This is a genomic window from Mesorhizobium sp. M1182, from assembly GCF_040318335.1.
Classification (GTDB): Bacteria; Pseudomonadota; Alphaproteobacteria; order Rhizobiales; family Rhizobiaceae; genus Mesorhizobium.
Window position 1 is genome coordinate 47,405 of sequence record NZ_JAMYMD010000008.1, and the last position, 16,588, is coordinate 63,992.

Annotated in this window: 15 protein-coding genes; 8 read left to right on the top strand and 7 right to left on the bottom strand. The window is 61.1% G+C overall.

Annotated elements, in window-relative coordinates; translation table 11 throughout:
- From NKH33_RS12175 to NKH33_RS12190, 4 genes are all read left to right on the top strand, one after another.
- Positions 1 to 1,185: a glycosyltransferase family 9 protein gene (locus NKH33_RS12175; protein WP_352613690.1), complete on the top strand. Its 1,185-nt coding sequence runs from the start codon at positions 1 to 3 to the stop codon at positions 1,183 to 1,185.
- Positions 1,175 to 2,353, top strand: a complete 1,179-nt coding sequence (locus NKH33_RS12180; protein WP_352919667.1) for a glycosyltransferase family 9 protein — start codon at positions 1,175 to 1,177, stop codon at positions 2,351 to 2,353. Before NKH33_RS12175 ends, NKH33_RS12180 begins: the two co-directional genes overlap by 11 nt.
- Positions 2,354 to 2,654: 301 nt before the next feature.
- A complete protein-coding gene (locus NKH33_RS12185) occupies positions 2,655 to 3,434 on the top strand; it encodes a sulfotransferase domain-containing protein (protein WP_352471923.1) in 780 nt (259 codons plus the stop codon).
- A gap of 14 nt (positions 3,435 to 3,448) precedes the next feature.
- The gene (locus NKH33_RS12190) at positions 3,449 to 4,144 is read left to right on the top strand and encodes a sulfotransferase family protein (protein WP_352613686.1); all 696 of its coding nucleotides are present in this window, start codon (positions 3,449 to 3,451) and stop codon (positions 4,142 to 4,144) included.
- A gap of 30 nt (positions 4,145 to 4,174) precedes the next feature.
- Here the strand turns inward: NKH33_RS12190 and NKH33_RS12195 are convergent, their stop codons facing one another.
- Positions 4,175 to 5,155: a glycosyltransferase family 2 protein gene (locus tag NKH33_RS12195; protein ID WP_352471921.1), complete on the bottom strand. Its 981-nt coding sequence runs from the start codon at positions 5,153 to 5,155 to the stop codon at positions 4,175 to 4,177.
- A gap of 221 nt (positions 5,156 to 5,376) precedes the next feature.
- On the opposite strand from NKH33_RS12195, the gene NKH33_RS12200 reads away from it, so the two are divergent.
- The 4 genes from NKH33_RS12200 (at position 5,377) to NKH33_RS12215 (ending at position 9,563) form a co-directional block, all read left to right on the top strand.
- Positions 5,377 to 6,540 carry a glycosyltransferase family 4 protein gene (locus NKH33_RS12200; protein WP_352919671.1) on the top strand — a complete coding sequence of 388 codons (1,164 nt, stop codon included), beginning with the start codon at positions 5,377 to 5,379 and terminating at the stop codon, positions 6,538 to 6,540.
- A gap of 113 nt (positions 6,541 to 6,653) precedes the next feature.
- Positions 6,654 to 7,427, top strand: coding sequence for a glycosyltransferase family 2 protein (locus NKH33_RS12205; RefSeq protein ID WP_352919674.1), 774 nt, complete (start codon positions 6,654 to 6,656; stop codon positions 7,425 to 7,427).
- A 108-nt stretch (positions 7,428 to 7,535) separates the two neighbouring features.
- A complete protein-coding gene (locus tag NKH33_RS12210) occupies positions 7,536 to 8,258 on the top strand; it encodes a glycosyltransferase (protein ID WP_352448862.1) in 723 nt (240 codons plus the stop codon).
- Between the two features lie 267 nt (positions 8,259 to 8,525).
- Positions 8,526 to 9,563 (top strand): phosphatidylglycerol lysyltransferase domain-containing protein, encoded by a 1,038-nt coding sequence (locus tag NKH33_RS12215; protein WP_352471917.1) that lies wholly within the window; start codon positions 8,526 to 8,528, stop codon positions 9,561 to 9,563.
- Positions 9,564 to 10,148: 585 nt separating this feature from the next.
- Here NKH33_RS12215 and NKH33_RS12220 read toward each other — a convergent pair.
- The 6 genes from NKH33_RS12220 to NKH33_RS12245 all read right to left on the bottom strand — a co-directional run bounded on the left by NKH33_RS12220 (position 10,149) and on the right by NKH33_RS12245 (position 16,584).
- The gene (locus NKH33_RS12220; RefSeq protein ID WP_352575042.1) at positions 10,149 to 11,225 is read right to left on the bottom strand and encodes an ABC transporter ATP-binding protein; all 1,077 of its coding nucleotides are present in this window, start codon (positions 11,223 to 11,225) and stop codon (positions 10,149 to 10,151) included.
- Positions 11,222 to 12,022: an ABC transporter permease gene (locus NKH33_RS12225; RefSeq protein WP_352919677.1), complete on the bottom strand. Its 801-nt coding sequence runs from the start codon at positions 12,020 to 12,022 to the stop codon at positions 11,222 to 11,224. Before NKH33_RS12225 ends, NKH33_RS12220 begins: the two co-directional genes overlap by 4 nt.
- Position 12,023: 1 nt before the next feature.
- Positions 12,024 to 12,884: an ABC transporter permease gene (locus tag NKH33_RS12230; RefSeq protein ID WP_352919824.1), complete on the bottom strand. Its 861-nt coding sequence runs from the start codon at positions 12,882 to 12,884 to the stop codon at positions 12,024 to 12,026.
- 66 nt (positions 12,885 to 12,950) lie between these two features.
- Positions 12,951 to 13,970, bottom strand: coding sequence for an ABC transporter substrate-binding protein (locus NKH33_RS12235; protein WP_352919680.1), 1,020 nt, complete (start codon positions 13,968 to 13,970; stop codon positions 12,951 to 12,953).
- Between the two features lie 83 nt (positions 13,971 to 14,053).
- The gene (locus NKH33_RS12240) at positions 14,054 to 15,529 is read right to left on the bottom strand and encodes an aldehyde dehydrogenase (protein ID WP_352540532.1); all 1,476 of its coding nucleotides are present in this window, start codon (positions 15,527 to 15,529) and stop codon (positions 14,054 to 14,056) included.
- Entirely contained in the window at positions 15,526 to 16,584 is a 1,059-nt protein-coding gene (locus NKH33_RS12245) for an LLM class flavin-dependent oxidoreductase (protein WP_352919684.1), read from the bottom strand. Before NKH33_RS12245 ends, NKH33_RS12240 begins: the two co-directional genes overlap by 4 nt.
- Positions 16,585 to 16,588: the final 4 nt, after the last annotated feature.

Genomic DNA, 16,588 nt, shown 5'->3' on the forward strand with positions numbered 1-16,588 from the left:
GTGCAGAACAGACGAACCATCCTTCAGAAGGCAAAAACCGCCGATCTGCGCCCGCAAGGCGCCGTCGGCAAGCGGCTGCAGAAGGTTCTCGAGCGGGCAAAGGAACTTCTTAGACGTCCCTCGCGCCACGCCGACGAAAGCGCCGAAAGGCATATGAGGCTGATGGAGGAAAGCGTGCAGCGTGGTGACTGGCAAACTGCTCGCGACCATGCACTGGCGCTTGGCGCGCTTGGTGAGCAGCTTGGCGATCTCGGCCTGATCAAGAAAGCGGGGCGCGGACTGAGGCGTCTCGACGGAGGAAATCGCATCTGGCAGTTGATGGCGGCGAGCAAGCAGCGCGGCAGACCCGATTGGGATGGCAGTGATCTTGCGGATCGCACGCTTCTCGTCGATCGTCGCGAAGGCGACCTGGCGATCTTTTTCCAGTTCGCGTCGCTGCTTGGTCCAGTGGTCGCGGCTGCTGGTCGATGCATTGTCTTCGTCGAGCCGCGACTGGCACCGCTTTATCGCAGAACATATCCTGCGCTTGATGTCAGGATTGAAGGGGAAGAGGACATGGCGGCAGTGGACGCCGACGTCGTTGCCGGTTTCGAGACACTCGCAAAGCATTTCTGGCCGGACGACCCGGCGGCACGCGCGCCCTTCGTTCCGCTGGAGCCGGACCGCCGACTGGTTGCCGAGCTGCGCGGCACCTATCTCGATGGCGGCCCAGGTCCCCTGATCGGATTTGCCTGGGGAAGCCTGAACAAGAGCAAGGATCTGCCGGCTCTGGACGATTGGCGGACGCTGTTCAGCAGCCTGCCGGGGCGCCTGGTCAGCTTGCAATATGGCGATGTCGGGCCGGCCCTCTCCGAGTTCGAGCGCCACGCTCCGGGGCGCATCATCCATGACGCTTCAGTCGACCAATTGACGGACATGGACCGCTTTGCCGCCCAAATTGCGGCGCTCGACGCGGTGGTCACGATCAGCAATACCGGCGCCAACCTCGCCGGAGCGCTCGGCGTGCCGACGATTGTCATGCTCGACGATGGATTTCGGCTGTCCTGGCCTGCTTTCGGTGAGACCGTCGCCGCATATCCGAGCGTTCGACTGGTCCGAAAAGGCGGCCGAGCCTGGGCGTCGGCAGTGCAGGAAGCAGGCGGACGGGTCATGCAAATCATCGGCGGAGCTGGCGATGGAGGGTAGCCAACTTCTCGGCCGGTTGCGCCGCGCTGTCGCGCTTGCAGGCTACAGATACAAGGTCTGGTTCCGACGTCACCGGCGGCAGCTCTTCCTTCGCTGGCGCGACGGCGACATTGCCGATCAGATGGCGGATTATCGGCGAAGCGTCGAGTCCCGCGATTGGCCGGCGGCACTGCCGAAAGCCCTGGCTCTTGGATCCATTGCGAAGTCGAGGGGCGAGGTCCACCTGATCGACGAGCTCAGCAAGGCGCTGATGCGGATGGGCGCCTATGGCGCAGCCGCCGAACTCAGGATCGCCCGACGCCACATCGTCAACGGCCGCGTCGATGGCGAGTGGCTGGGCCAGGATATTTCGGGCCAGACACTGCTTGTCGATCTGATGGAAACCGAAAAGCAGGGTCTGGCCACCGCGATCCATCATGCGAGTTCCGTCGGCTGTGCGTTGGGGCGCGCCGCCCGTTCGATCGTCCTGGTCGAGCGCCGCCTGGTACCGCTCTTTCAGCGCACTTTTCCGACCGCCGATGTGCGGCCGGTCGGCGCTGACGGCAAGGCTGCCTATGGCGAGGCGCAGGCCTTCGCCGGCGTCCAGCATCTGACTGCCGTTTTCGAGACCGACGAGGCGACGATCCGCGAGCATTTCGTGCCCCTTAAGCCGGATCCGGCCCGGGTCGCTGAACTTCGCGCCCGCTACCGGCATGAAGGACGGCCGTTGGTCGGTATCGCATGGGGCAGCTCGAATCCTGGCAAAGACCTGCCGCCGCTTGCCGCCTGGCGAAACCTGATAGGCCGACCGGACCTCCGGTTCGTCTCGCTGCAGTACGGCCAGATCGAGACCGATCTGAAGTTCCTGACCGACGGTGAGCCGGAGCGCATTCTTCATGACAGATCGGTCGATCAGCTCGTCGACATGGACCTTTTCGCCGCGCAGGTTGCCGCGATGGACGCCGTGGTGACCATCAGCAATACCGGAGCGCATCTGGCGGGCGCGCTCGGCATCCCCTCGGTTTTCATTCTGGGCGACGGCTTCAAGCGCTCCTGGCCGGTCGAGGGCGACCGCACGCCCTACTATCCATCGGCCGTGCTGGTCTCGAAACGGGAACGCCCCTGGTCCGTGGTGATGGGCGAGGCTGAGGCCATCCTGGCGCCATGGCTCACAAAAGTGAGTGGCTAATGCCTGTCGTCCGAAAGGGTGTCACTGAAGACGCTTCGACGCGATCCGCATTAAGGGTTCGGCCGACGGATCGCGGAATGGAGCGCCCGTGTCGAACAGTCGTCGCAGCAGGCCAAAAAACATAAGGCATTCCGAACCGGGATATAGTAAAGGCCAATTCGCCCCGCAGAGGATCGCAATTCTTGCTGGCATTTCTGCCTTGTGTTCGAATTAGCCGTAGGCTTAGGCGCCCAGTAATGGGGTTGGTCTGGCCGGCAGCGGTTCGGGCGCCAGCTCTGATAATCTAAAGGAGGTCTCTCCCATGTCCTTTCTAAAATTTTTCCAGGCCAAAGCGCCGCCTCTTCCTCTTATCGTATCCTTTCCAAAATCGGGGCGCACCTGGCTACGTGTCATGCTGGACGATCTCGGAGTTGAAGTTCAATACATTCACGACGGAACCGACCACAAGTTACTTCGACCGAAATCGAGCCTCAAGGAGAATAAATCTCGGTATAAAAAGAGAAGAACAATAATGCTTGTTCGCGATCCAAGAGATACGGTGGTCTCAGGGTACTTTCAGGTTCAGAAGCGCCACATGCTTCCAGCGGGATCGTTCAGTGATTTTATCAGAAGCGACAATCATGGGATTGAAAAGATCATCAGATTCAATCTGCATTGGTTCGCGGCCATGCCCCGGATGCGCGAAATCCGGTATCTTCAATATGAAGATATGCATCGGGATACCGCTGGTGTCCTTCGCGCGATCCTTGGATTCCTGAACCAGCAGGCTGACGATCGGACGCTTGTCGAGGTGGCGAACAACCGAACGTTCGACAAGATGAAAGTGAGTGAATCGACTGGTGATCTGTCCGATCGATACGGCAAGATATTACAGCCGCGCGATGCGAATGATCCCGAAAGCTTCAAGGTGCGCAAGGGCAAGATAGGCGGTTACGGCGAATATCTTTCCGAGGACGATGTGGCCTATTGTGACGAGCAGTTGGCTAAGTTCGAATATTGGGAGAAGCTGGACAAGGTTTTTAGCACGAACGGCTTGTGCTACGCTCGCGTCGATAACCGCGCCCGGGTCGCCTTGGGTTAGGGAGCATTGCCGACATGGTGATGCGGACCGGATTCATTTGCGGCTGCGGCCATAGCGGGACGACGTTGATTGCGACGATCCTTGCGTCGCATCCCGACGTCTACCTGCCGCTCCAGGAAACCAACATTTTCTTCAAGTGGACGCCACTGGCCATGTTCCGCTTCTGGAAACTGAAGCGGGCGGCGCTCGATGCTGGAAAGAACGTGCTGCTTGAAAAGACACCGCGGCATATCCGCCGTGTCGCCCGCATTCGCCGGCTCGTCCCCGGTGCGCGTTTCGTCATGCCGGTGCGAGATGGGCGCGACGTCGTAGCGTCCCTGATCAAACGACTTGGCGACCCAACGGAGGCTCTCGACCGCTGGATCAACGACAATGCGCTGGTTCTTGCGGAACGGGGAAAGCCGGATGTGCTGATCTATCGCTATGAGGACCTAGTCGAGAATCCGGCCAAAGTCGTCGAGCAGATATGCAGCTTTCTCGATGTAACTTTCAGGCCGGATCTCCTCGACTATCACAAGAACCCGCAGCAGTGGTTCAAGCCGACCGACGCCAGCGGCGAGACGCCACATGCGGTGCTCCGGAACCAACAGGTCAATCAGCCGATCTATGACGGGAGCGGAAGATGGCGCTCCGAACTTGGAAACGCCGAGCTACAGGACCTGGTACAAGGACGAGGTGCCCAGCTTATGAAAGCATTCGGTTATGCATGATGTCGGCTCGGCATCTGCTTGAAATGCCGTCTACCAATCAATTTTGTCGATCAAACCCGTTTTGAACAGGCTGTGAGCGCCTTCGTACAGCATTGACTGTTCGCTCATCGCGCTGAGAGCGGCTTTACCGCTCGATACCTCATGATATTGGCGATATTTGGAAGCGCCGTTCCAATACTGACCTTCCGCCACCGCGACCTGCGCCTTGTCGTTGAAATCGGCGAAGAACTTGAAATGAAGCAGGCCAGCCAATCCCTTTATATAGTTTCGCCAGTAGGGCAGCGGTGAGTGAATCGACGTAAAAATCGTCTGGCGATCAACATATATCAGAGGAAACTTGGTCAACTTGTGCTGCCTGGCGAAAAGCCGGGTTCTCGGGCCGCCTGTGATCTTGAGATGCCGGGGGCTCCTCGTCACCTCATAGCCGCTGCCGTCGAAATGGTCTGCAACTTGCCATGGCGGCACGATGGGATCGAAGGGTACGTCCCAGATGCTTCCGCTCGGATACATGTCGATCATCGGCGCCAGCAGGCGTGTCATTCCGCGCCGCTTCAGCCAGTCGGCCATCGCACCGAGCGGATGCTGATCCATGCCGTCATAGACAAGATATTCGTCCGCATCCACGGTCAGATACCAGCGAGGCTGACCATAGATCTGCACAATCCGCTGTCGCCAAAGGTTTCCCAGGTCCGACTGCGAATAGGTGATCGGCGAGCTGAATAGATCGACATCTGGCTGCTCGGCCAGAAGCTCAGCTGTGCCGTCGGTCGAGCGATCATCGAGGACGGCGAATCTGGTGACGCCGAGTTCGCGATAGTGCTTCAGGAACGGGGGTAGCCTGTCCGCCTCGTTGCGGATGACGAGGATCAAAGGCAGGTCATTCGCTTTAAGGGGCGTTATCGGCCGCAGCGATGACACTTCTGCCCGTCTTCCGAAGGTGTGTCTCAGCCGATATATGGCGGTGTCGGTAATCGTCCGGCGGACAATGGCGGGCCAGGTTGCTTTGCTCAAGCCATCGATTCCCCTCATGGCGGTCACCGGCTGGAGCTGGCGCTGATCCGCTGTTTGCAGTTAATTTCTACATGCAGCACCGTTAGGCAAATCGCAAGCAGTTGCGGACAATCGACACAGGCCTGTTCTGAGTTCCGGCGGGGGAGCTTTCCAAGTGTTGCCGATGCGAGCTGGCCTCTATAGACATCGTCAGATGGCAACAAGGCCGGAGCCCAGACCCTATGTACGCCGGCATTCGTGGCACCGAAATTCAATTCGACAGGCCGATCCTGTTCGTGCGCCAGCGTTATGCGCCCTTCGGTGGCGGCGAGATCATGTTGGAAAACATCATGGCCGCATTCGCCGCGCGTCAGCGGCGGGTGGCCGTGCTGTCCGGCGACTGGCCGCGTTATGAAGGCATCGAGTTCATCCATTGTGCCGGTCGGCGGTTTCCGCGTTCGCTGCGGGCGACGTCCTTTGCTCAAGCCGCCTGCCGCAAGATCGCCGAGATGCCGCCGGCGCTGGTGCAGAGCAACGATCGCCTCCCGTGCTGCGATGTCTTCCGGGCCGGGGAGGGCGTTCATGCCGCCTATCTTGCCGAGCGGCGGCGTTTCGAGACGCGGCTTGGCAGGGCGGCAATGGCGCTGAGCCCCTTTCACCGCCAGACGCTGCGCCTCGAGCGCGCAACCTATGCCAGCCCACGGCTCAAAGCTGTCATAGCGATTTCGAAGATGGTCGCCGAGGACATTGTCCGTCACTACGATTATCCGGCGGAAAATGTGCACCATATTCCCAACGGGGTGGATCTCGACCGCTTCAACCTGCAGCTGCGCCAACAGCATCGGGCGACAATCCGCGCGCGGCTCGACGTCGACGAAAACAGGCCGGTCGTCCTGTTTGTCGGCTCGGGCTTTGCGCGAAAAGGACTGCTTGCACTGATGAAGGCGGCCGCCAGGCTCGATGGCGAGCCTGAATTGTGGGTCATCGGCCATGATTCGCGCGCCAACGCCTTCAGGCAGGCCGGTGACAGGCTCGGTCTCGGCACACGGCTCAAGATGCTGGGGCCGCAGAAAGACATGCTGCCGTGGTACGGCGCGGCCGATATTGCCGTGCTGCCTTCCATCTATGATCCTTTCGGCACAGTGGTCATTGAAGCGATGGCCAGCGGCTTGCCCGCCGTGGTAAGCACCGGCTGTGGAGCGCGCGAGCTTGTCGAGCGGTTCGAGCCGACGCTCGTTTGCGATGCGGCCAGCGAAAGCGACCTCGCTGCAGCGCTCGCGCACGCGCTGCGGTTGTCGTCACGACCTGACACCGCAGCCCGGGTGAGAGCGGCGGCCGAACACTATGATTTCAATGTCATGATCAAGCGAATGATGGCGATTTATGAAAGCCTTGATCTGAAATGATTTTCGACTTTGTTGAATTAGGTTAGTACCCTCAGTTTGCTAACGGGCCGGAAACCGATGCTGCAGATGCATTCGAATGACGGTGGCAGCCTTGATGCCGGAGCATTCTGACCGTGCCGGCGCTCTCGGTCATTATCATCACCCGCAACGAGGAGGCGTCCATCGCGCAATGCCTTCGGTCGGTCCATTTTGCCGATGAGATCGTCGTTCTCGACAACAACAGCAGCGACAGGACCAGGGAGATTGCCGGTGCTCTGGGGGCCAAGGTCCTGATGACCGTTGATTGGCCCGGTTTCGGCGCGCAAAAAAACCGTGCGCTGGCCGCGGCAACGGGGGATTGGATCCTCTCGCTGGATGCCGATGAGTGGGTGGAGGCGCCGCTCGGCGCGGAAATAAGGGCCGCAATCGCCGACCCAAAAGCCAATGACGGCTTCGAAATACCGAGAAGATCGCGCTTTTGCGGGCACATTGTCCGCCATAGCGGCTGGTCGCCCGATCTGGTGCTCAGGCTCTTCCGTCGCCGCTCCGGGCGGTTCAGCGACGACACCGTGCACGAGAAGGTATTGGTGAACGGGAAGGTCAGCCGATTGTCCCAGCCGATCGAGCACGATTCCATTACCGACTTGGCAGATGCCCACGACAAGATCGGCCGGTACGCAGAAGCGTCCGCCGCGCAACTGCTTGCCGAGGGCAAAAAAAGCTCGATAGGCAAGGCGGTTTTGCGCTCGGTCTGGGCCTATGTGCGCAGCTATATTTTCCGGCTGGGATTTCTGGACGGTTCCATTGGTGCGATGGTGGCCGCGTATTCGGCCAGCTACACCTATCAGAAATGGGCCCGTGTCGCATTGGGAATGCGAGGCCCGGTCCACCCAACAAAGCAACGCTGAGGCCAGGACAAATCTGTGAGAAACCGGCTTGGTTGACCGCAATTGTTGCCGAGCCATCGCCAACTAGTTAGTGTACGACCGTAAAAATCGAAAGCCAGGGTAGTGAATATGACTGATGCGTTTAGGGTATTTATCGGATGGGACAGCCGTGAGCCGATCGCGTACGACGTCGCGCGACACTCGCTGCTCAAACATGCGTCGGCGCCTGTCTCCGTCATTCCGATCAAACAGGACGAGATGCGTGCCCGCGGGCTATATTGGCGGGAAAAAGATCCGCTCGCCTCAACGGAGTTCACCTACACGCGCTTCCTCACGCCCTTTCTCGCCGACTACACGGGTTGGGCCCTGTTTTGCGATTGCGATTTCCTGTGGCTTGGTGACGTCGCAGGCCTGCTGAAATATACGGACTCGGACAAGGCGGTCTATTGCGTCCAGCATGACTATACGCCGAAGGCCACAACCAAGATGGATGGTGTGGTCCAGACGTCCTATCCTCGGAAAAACTGGTCGTCGCTGATGCTGTTCAATTGCGCGCATCCTTCGGTCAGATCGCTCACGCCAGAGGTCGTGAATCAGGAAAGTGGCGCCTATCTTCACCGAATGCAGTGGGTTGCCGACAAAGATTTGGGCTCATTGCCGGTAGAGTGGAATTGGCTCGAAGGTTGGAATGAAAAGCCTGCGGTCGGCACACCTAAGGCGGTCCACTATACCAGCGGCGGCCCGTGGTTTGCCGAATGGCAGAATGTCGACTACGCCGATTTGTGGATAGCAGAACGCGACGAGTTCCTGGCTTCCGATCAAGCGGAATCTTCTCAGAGCGCCGTTCGATAAGAACATCGTGTTTGGCAGGTGACCTGGGCGCTTCCGAAAGTGGCATTGATTTTCATGTCGCCAAGGGCGCAGCAACCAGCCGTTAGACGCGGGGCGTCGACAACGTGTTGCCGCCGGGGGGCGGGACCGGGCAGATTGCACCTACGAATCTGGCGGCTCCGGCCGGGTAACCATGCCGCGCTGAGATAAGGTTCAGCTCGCGCCAATATGATCGGTTTGGAGTCCGTCAGCTCTTTCATCGGCCTAGCCGGCACGCGAAAGTCGACCATGCCGTCACTGCGAAGACGCCTCGATCGTTTCCTGGAGAACCGCGGGCCTAAAATACCGCGGCTGCAGCTGAACCATGTCGAGCGCCTGGCGCTGGTCCGTCGCCATGGTGATTTTTCCCTTGCCTATTCGACCGCCGTGCAGAGGGGGCTTCACTACTTCGGCGATGCCCAGGGCTACATCGCTTACGGCAGCAAAACGCGACATCATTTCGCGCTCGGTGATCCAGTGGCTGCCCCGGCCGATCGGCGCGACTATATCAGACGTTTCATCGAGGTTGCCGGCAGCCCGTGGTTTGTGCAGATCGGCGACCAGACGGCGCGCGTGCTTGCCGGGCTTGGCTATCAGGTCAACCGCCTCGGCGTCGATACTAGGCTTGTCCTGCCCGGACACGACTTTTCCGGAAAGCGCAATGAGACAGTGCGCTATTCCGAACGCTGGCTCTTGAAGAAGGGTTTTTCCTTCGCAGAGGACAACGGGACTGTCTTCCTCGACGAGATTGCCAGGCTCTCCCAGAATTGGCGGGCCGACCGCATTGTCAAGCGCTGGGAGATGAGATTTCTCAACAGGCCCTTTGCCGATCACCTTGGCGTCGATATGCGCCGTTTCGTCCTGCACGGTCCGGATGGGGAACTCGTGGCCTTGCTGGATTTCGATCCGCTGTTCAGCGACGGCAAGGTCATCGGCTACACCACCTCGTTCAAGCGCAAGCACATCGATGCCTCGGCGCATGCCGAGATCGGCCTGACCAAATTCGCGGTCGACCGCTTTCGCGATGAAGGTGTTTCCGTCGTCACCCTAGGCCTGTCGCCGCTTGTCGAAATCGGACCTAGCGGGTTTGCCGAAAGCGATTTCTGGCGGCACGCCTTCCAGCGTGCCTATGACTCCCCCTGGGTCAATCGCACCCGCTTCAATCTGCAGGGGCAGGCGGCCTTCAAGCGCCGGTTCCATGGTGTCGAAGAGCCGACCTATCTTGCCTTTCGCAAGGGGACCTTTTTCGAAGCGCTTTCTCTGCTCCGGCTGATCAGGGCCGTCTAGTGCCTGGTGGCTGAGCGCTCGTCGTCTCCTAGTATGGTCGACCTCACACCGGTCAGGCTCGGTTGTTTAGGTGGGAAAGGAATGCCGCGGCGGGAAGCAAAAGACCGGCTGCGAACCGCCGGCCCATTCTGCGGCGTCCACCAGTCCCGCCGGGGCACTTTGGCCTGAGAACGGCTCCGCGTCAGCGCCAAGGGGTCGGATTCACGGTTGCTGCAGCGTACCGCCAGGAATAACGAGGGTACCCTGGCCTGGCCTTGAGTATCTGAAGCCTATGAAGAACAAAGCAACGATGATCAAACAAATGACGATGACCGCGACGACGCTGCCAGGATGGTGTCCGGTATCTGGCGGTTGGACCATTGCCTTCCCGTATGGCTATCGCCGCGGACCTTCTTCATCTTCCAACCGAGCATGACGACTGTCAATGGGTACAGGAGTTGCGCCCGCCATCCAATCAGCCGACTGCAGCGTCGATCACGTTGCGCGCTTGCTGACCGAAGCTGATGATGGACCTAACCACAGCTTGTCCCAAGCACGCTTCCATCGCTGCGAAGCGTTGAAGGGCGGCGATCCACCGCGGCTTAGTCAGGCCGGAAACAGGAATGCAGCAGCGGGATCGAAAAAGACCTGCCGGCTGCAGGGCCACACATCCTGCGATTGCATGGCGGCGGAGGTCGGCCTGATGTCAACCTCCTGTCCAGCGGCGATGCGCGCGACGATCCGCCGGCGCTCGCCGTAAAATGCGATGTCGACGATCTCGACATTCAGTTCCGCGCTCGCCGGGCTCCGCTCCATGCTAAAGGCTTCGGGCCGGATCATCAGCCTGGTCTTCTGGCCTTTGCCGAACGTGCCGTTGGCCCTGACTCCGGATATGACCGAACCGTCTGTCATGCGGATCGTTGTCGTGCCGTTGGTGGTGCCGAGATGTTCGGCGGCGAGGAAATTCGAATTGCCGATGAAGCCGGCGACGAAATCGGTCGCCGGCCTGAGATAGAGATCCTCGCCGGTGCCGGTCTGCTCGATGCGGCCATCCTTGAACAGGGCGATTCGGTCCGACAGATGCAGCGCCTCTTCCTGATCGTGGGTGACGTAGAGAATGGTGACGCCGGTCTGGCGATGGATGCGGCGGATTTCGCCCTGGATTTCCTCGCGCAGCTTCTTGTCGAGCGCCGACAATGGCTCGTCCATCAAAAGGATCGGAGGATCGTAGGCCAGCGCCCGGGCCAGCGCGACGCGCTGTTGCTGGCCGCCCGACAGCGCACCGGGTAAGCGTCCGGCAAAGCTTTCGAGCCGCACCAGGGCCAGCATGTCGGCGACCTTTTTCTTCACCTCGGCGTCCGGCCGGCGGCGAACCCGCAGCGGAAAAGCGACGTTTTCGGCCACCGTCAGATGCGGAAACAGCGTGTAGCGCTGGAAGACCATGCCGATGTTGCGCTTGTGCGAAGGCACTGCAAGCAGCGACTTTCCTTCCAGCAAGACATCGCCGGAAGTCGGGTCCTGAAAGCCGGCGATCGCGTAGAGCGTCGTCGATTTTCCCGAACCGGAGGGCCCGAGGAAGGTCAGGAACTCGCCCCTGGGAATGTCCAGCGTGACGTCGTGCACGGCGACGATCGCCCCGAACGCCTTGCGCAGATTGCGGATGGAGAGGAAAGGGTGGGTCATGTCCGGAACTTTCGCTGCAGCAGCGCTGTCATCACCATCAGGGCAAGCGTCAGCCCGACCAGCAGGCTGGAGGCAGCGGCGATCACCGGACTGAGGTCCGACCGCAGACTGCCCCAGATCTTGACGGGCAAGGTTTGCAAGCTGGGGCTGGCCATGAAGATCGCCACCACGACTTCGTCCCACGAGGCGAGGAAGGAAAAGATCGCGGCGGAGAAGATGCCGATCCGGATCGACGGCAAGGTGATCCTGAGCCTGGCCTCGAGCGGGCTTGCCCCGCAGACGATTGCCGCGTCCTCGATCGACTTGTCGAACCCTTCGAGCGCGGTGGCGATCGGAATGATGGCGAAGGGCAGCGCCAGCACGGTGTGGGCGATGACGAAGCCGATGGTGGTGCCGCCGAGGCCAAGGCGAAGGAAGAAGGCGTAGATGGCGATGGCGAAGACAACGACGGGCAGCACCATCGGCGTCAGCAGCAGGCCGCGCAGGATCTCACGTCCGGCAAACCTTCCGCGAACCAGGGCAAAGGAGGCGAGCAGGCCGATCGCTATTGCCAGGATCGCCGTCATGGTGGCGATCCGAGCGCTGGTCAGCGCGGCGTCGAGCCAGGCCGGATCGGCAAAAAGCTCCTGGTACCATTTGAGCGTCCAGCTGGGCGGCGGAAAAGCCAGCCAGCGCGACGAGCCGAAGGAGAGCAGGACAATGAAGACCACCGGCAACAGAAGAAAGCCAGCGACCAGCGCGGTGAAGCCGAGCAGGGCAACCCGCAGCCAACCCATGCGGTCATAGTCGAGCAGCATCTCAGATGCCTCCGCTCGTGCGCCTGGCACCGACAAGGCGCAGCTGCAGTGCGTAGAGAACCATGGTGACGACAAGCAGGATGAAGGCAGCGGCGCTGCCGAGCCCCCAGTTGAGCAGCGACTGGACCATCTGCGCGATCATTTCGGCAAGCATCATGTTCGACGTGCCGCCGAGCAGTGCCGGCGTTACGAAGTAGCCGAGCGACATGACGAAGACCATCAGGCCGCCGGCCGCGACACCGGGCAGCGACAGCGGCACGAGGATGCGGCGGAACGCCTGGAAAGGGCTTGCGCCGCACAGCGACGCCGCACGCAGCGTCATCGGATCGATCGCCCGTAACGTGCCGACCAGCGGCAGAATCATGAAGGGCAGCATGATATAGACCATGCCGATAGTGACGCCGGTGAGATTGTTGATGAGCGGCAGCGGCTGGTCGATGACGCCGATGGTCATCAGCGTCCGGTTGATCACGCCGGTACGCTGCAGGAGCACCATCCAGGCATAGGTGCGGGTGAGCAGGTTCGTCCACATCGACAGAATGATGATGCCGAAGATGATCGAGGCCAGTCCCGAAGGCATGATCGCCAGCATCCAGGCGACCGGAAAGGCGACAAGGACCGTGACGATGGTGACCAACGCCGCGACCAAGAATGTGTTGAAGAACACCCGCGCATAGGTGCCGTCACCAAGCAGGGCAGCATAGTTCTGCAAGCCTGGCTCGGGCTCCGTGACACTGCGCAAAAGCAGCGCCAGCACGGGGACGATGAAGAACAGCATAATCAGAATCAGGGCCGGCAGCAGGCCATTGAGACCTGCCGGCACCCGCACCGTTCCAAAGTTCCGGCGTGTTTCGACCGACATGACAGCGACCCGGCTACGGGACGAGACGGCGCGAACCGTCTCGTCCATTGCGGTTCAAGAGCGGGCTTATTTCGCCTGCCAGGCATACCAGCGCGCGGCGATGGTGTCGCGATTGGCGGCCCAGTAGTTCATGTCGAGATTGATCTGTCCGTCGACATGAGCGTCCGGCAGCGATTTCACGGCATCGGTCGGCATCTCTGCCTTGGCCTTGGTGTTGATCGGCGCATAACCGCTGGCTTCGGCAAATTTGGCCTGACCGGCGGGGCTGCTCGCCGCGGCGAGGAATTTCATCGCCGTATCCTTGTTCTTGGCACCCTTCGGTACCACCAGAACGTCGGCTGCGGTCAGGTTCTGGTTCCAGGAGACGCCGACATCGGCGCCATCGTTGTCCAGTGCGAAGACGCGGCCGTTCCACAGCTGGCCGAATGTTGCTTCGCCGGATGCGATCAATTGCTGCGACTCCGCCCCGCCGCCCCACCAGACGATGTCCGACTTGATGGTGTCGAGTTTCTTGAAGGCGCGATCGAGATCCAGCGGATAGAGCTTGTCCGCCGGAACACCATCGGCCAGCAGCGCGATCTCGATGACACCGGGCGCCGACCATTTGTAGAAGGTCCGCTTGCCCGGGAACTTCGTCAGGTCGAACATGTCGGCCCAGCCGGCCGGTTCACCCGAAACGGCGCCCTTGTTCCAGGCGAGCACGAAGGAATAGTAGAAACTGCCGACGGCGTGATCGGTGGTGAAGCGCGGATCGAGGTCGGCCTTCGGCACGGTCTTGAAGTCGATCGGCTCGAGCAGACCGTCCTTGGCCGCCTTGATGGCGAAATCCATCTCGACGTCGACGACGTCCCAGTTGACACTGCCGCTGTCGACCATCGCCTTCAGCTTGCCGTAGTCCGTCGGGCCGTCCTGCATGACCTTGATGCCGGATGCAGCGGTGAACGGCTCGGCCCAGGATTTGGTCTGCGCTTCCTGGGTCGTCCCGCCCCAGCTGGTGAAGACCATGTCCTCGGCCTTTGCGGCCGTCGTTGCCAGAACTGTCGTTGCAATAAATCCGGCAAGGAAGCCGGTGATGATCAGTTTCATGTCGTTCTCCTCTGTTGTTTTCGTTGGTGTCTGTTGGCGATCGGTCGTTTTCGCCTTGATCGCGCATCTCCGGCCAGCGGCGGCTACCGCATGACAAAAGGATCGGGAATTGGGTCGTCGGAGGTGCGTATCCACACCGATTTCGAACGCGTGTAGTCGCGGATCGCATCGAGGCCGCCCTCGCGGCCGAGCCCGGATTGGCCGTAGCCGCCAAACGGAACCAGCGGCGAGACCGCCCGATAGGTGTTGATCCAGACAACGCCGGCATGGATGCCGCGCGCCATGCGGTGGGCTTTTGCCAGATTGGTGGTGAACACGCCGGACGCCAGGCCGAACTTCGTGTCGTTGGCGAGCGAAAGCGCTTCAGCTTCGCTGTCGAAGGCTAGCACACAGAGCACCGGGCCGAAGAGCTCTTCGCGCACGCAGGCAAGCGTCTGATCAGGCGCGTCGATAATCGTCGGCGCGTAATAGAAGCCGTCCGCCATGCCCGCGGGGCGGATGCCGCCGGTGACCAGTTGCCCGCCCGCGGCCAGGCTTTCAGCAATGATCTTCTCTATCCATTCGCGCTGGCGCGAGGTGGCGAGCGGTCCCATTTCGATCGCCGGATCCTGCGGATCGCCAATCCTGATCGCCTCGGCCTTGCGCTTGAGCCGGTCGAGGAATTCGTCCTTCACGGAGCGCTGGACCAGCAGCCGCGAGCCGGCGACGCAGCTCTGGCCGGTGGCAGCGAAGATGCCGGCAACGACCGCGTTGGCGGCGCTGTCCAGATCGGCATCGGCAAACACCACGACCGGGCTTTTGCCGCCGAGCTCGAGCGTCGTGAAGGCGAGGTTTTCCGCCGTATTCCTGACGATCTGCCGAGCGGTCGAGGGACCGCCGGTGAAGGCGACGCGGGCGACGAGCGGATGACTGGTCAGCCGGTGACCGCAATCGTGGCCGAAGCCGGTCAGGATGTTCACGGTCCCGGCGGGAAATCCCGCCTCATGGACGAGTTCAGCGAAGGCCAGCAACGGGGCAGGGCCGTCTTCCGATGCTTTCAGAACGATGGTGCAGCCGGCCGCCAGCGCCGGCCCGAGCTTGACGGCGGACAGGAAGAGCTGCGAGTTCCACGGCACAATGGCGGCTACGACGCCGATTGGCTCCGGCCGGATGGTCACTTCCATGTCGGCCTTGTCGATGGGAACAAACGAGCCCTCGTGCTTGTCGGCCAGCCCGCCATAATAGCGGTAATAGTCGCCGACATAGGCGATCTGGGCGCGGGTCTCGCGGATGATCTTGCCGGTATCGCGCGTCTCGAGTTCCGCCAGCCGGTCGGCATTGGCGACCACCAGATCGCCGAGCCGCACCAGAAGCTTGCCGCGTGCCGTTGCCGTCATTGCCGGCCACGTGCCGGAGCCAAGCGCCCGGTGAGCAGCTTCGACGGCGCGGTCGACGTCATCAGACGATGCAGCGGGCATCTTCGCCCATGGCGCGCCCGTCGAGGGATCGACGCTGTCGAAGGTCGCCGCCACTTCGACGAAGCTGCCGTCAATATAGTTCCTGAATTGAGTGGTGCTCATCGCGTTCCGGCTTTCGGTTCGGAAAAGGCCGGCATCACCCTGTCGATGAAGAGCTGCAGCGATTTCTTCTTGCGCCGATGGGAAAGGCCGCTGTCGATCCAGATCGAATACTGATCGTAGCCGAGCGCTTCGTAGGCCTTCAGCCTGGCGATCACCTCGTCGGCTTCGCCAATGACCAGGTTCTGCCTGATCTTGTCAGGCGCATATTGCGGCATGGCCGCGATCTCGTCTTCGGTCAGCGCTTCCATTATGCCCTGGTGCACCGGCTTCTTGTTCTGGAACCAGGCGCCGAACTGGCAGTAGAACTGCGACAGATCCTGCGCGAGCCGGTCAGCCTCCGCTGCATCCTCGGCGACGAAAGTATGCATCAGCAGCATAATCTCCGGCCTTGGTACGTCGGGGTGGGCATTGCACGCCGCGTTGAAACGCTCCATCAGGCTGGCCACTTCGCCATCGCCGGAGGCAAGCGGCGTCACCTGGACGTTGCATTTGCTGGAAACCGCAAAGTCGTGCGAGTTCGGATCGCGTGCGGCCACCCAGATCGGCGGATAAGGCTTTTGCAGCGGCTTGGGCGACGAGGTGGTTGAAGGAAACGACCAGAACTCGCCGGCGACTTCGAAATCACCATCCCAAAGGCCCCGGATCGCCGGCACCATCTCGCGCATACGCTGCCCGGCGACCCAGGCCTCAAGGCCTGGGAAAAGTCGCTGGTATTCGTAAGCGTAGGCGCCGCGCGCAATGCCGATGTCGAGACGGCCGCCGGTGACGACGTCGGCCATCGCTGCTTCGCCGGCAAGCTTGATCGGGTGCCAGAACGGCGCGACGATGGTTCCTGTTCCGAGCCGGATGCGCCTGGTTTTGGCGGCGAGCCAGGCGATGTTGATGAACGGGTTCGGCGAGATGGTGAATTCCATCCCGTGATGCTCGCCGATCCAGGCAGTCTCGAACCCTGCCTCTTCGGCCTGGACAACCAGGTCCTCCAGCTCGCCGACAAGCTCGGAATGCGGCTTGGCCGGATCCGATCGCTCCATGTGGACGAAAAGCGAAAATTTCATCGGC

Coding starts and splice junctions, on each gene's coding strand:
- NKH33_RS12220 (WP_352575042.1), bottom strand. CDS start 11,225: ATGACCCACCCTTTCCTCTCCATCCGCAATCTGCGCAAGGCGTTCGGG.
- NKH33_RS12240 (WP_352540532.1), bottom strand. CDS start 15,529: ATGAGCACCACTCAATTCAGGAACTATATTGACGGCAGCTTCGTCGAA.
- NKH33_RS12200 (WP_352919671.1), top strand. CDS start 5,377: ATGTACGCCGGCATTCGTGGCACCGAAATTCAATTCGACAGGCCGATC.
- NKH33_RS12225 (WP_352919677.1), bottom strand. CDS start 12,022: ATGCTGCTCGACTATGACCGCATGGGTTGGCTGCGGGTTGCCCTGCTC.
- NKH33_RS12245 (WP_352919684.1), bottom strand. CDS start 16,584: ATGAAATTTTCGCTTTTCGTCCACATGGAGCGATCGGATCCGGCCAAG.
- NKH33_RS12190 (WP_352613686.1), top strand. CDS start 3,449: ATGGTGATGCGGACCGGATTCATTTGCGGCTGCGGCCATAGCGGGACG.
- NKH33_RS12180 (WP_352919667.1), top strand. CDS start 1,175: ATGGAGGGTAGCCAACTTCTCGGCCGGTTGCGCCGCGCTGTCGCGCTT.
- NKH33_RS12210 (WP_352448862.1), top strand. CDS start 7,536: ATGACTGATGCGTTTAGGGTATTTATCGGATGGGACAGCCGTGAGCCG.
- NKH33_RS12235 (WP_352919680.1), bottom strand. CDS start 13,970: ATGAAACTGATCATCACCGGCTTCCTTGCCGGATTTATTGCAACGACA.
- NKH33_RS12230 (WP_352919824.1), bottom strand. CDS start 12,884: ATGTCGGTCGAAACACGCCGGAACTTTGGAACGGTGCGGGTGCCGGCA.
- NKH33_RS12185 (WP_352471923.1), top strand. CDS start 2,655: ATGTCCTTTCTAAAATTTTTCCAGGCCAAAGCGCCGCCTCTTCCTCTT.
- NKH33_RS12215 (WP_352471917.1), top strand. CDS start 8,526: ATGCCGTCACTGCGAAGACGCCTCGATCGTTTCCTGGAGAACCGCGGG.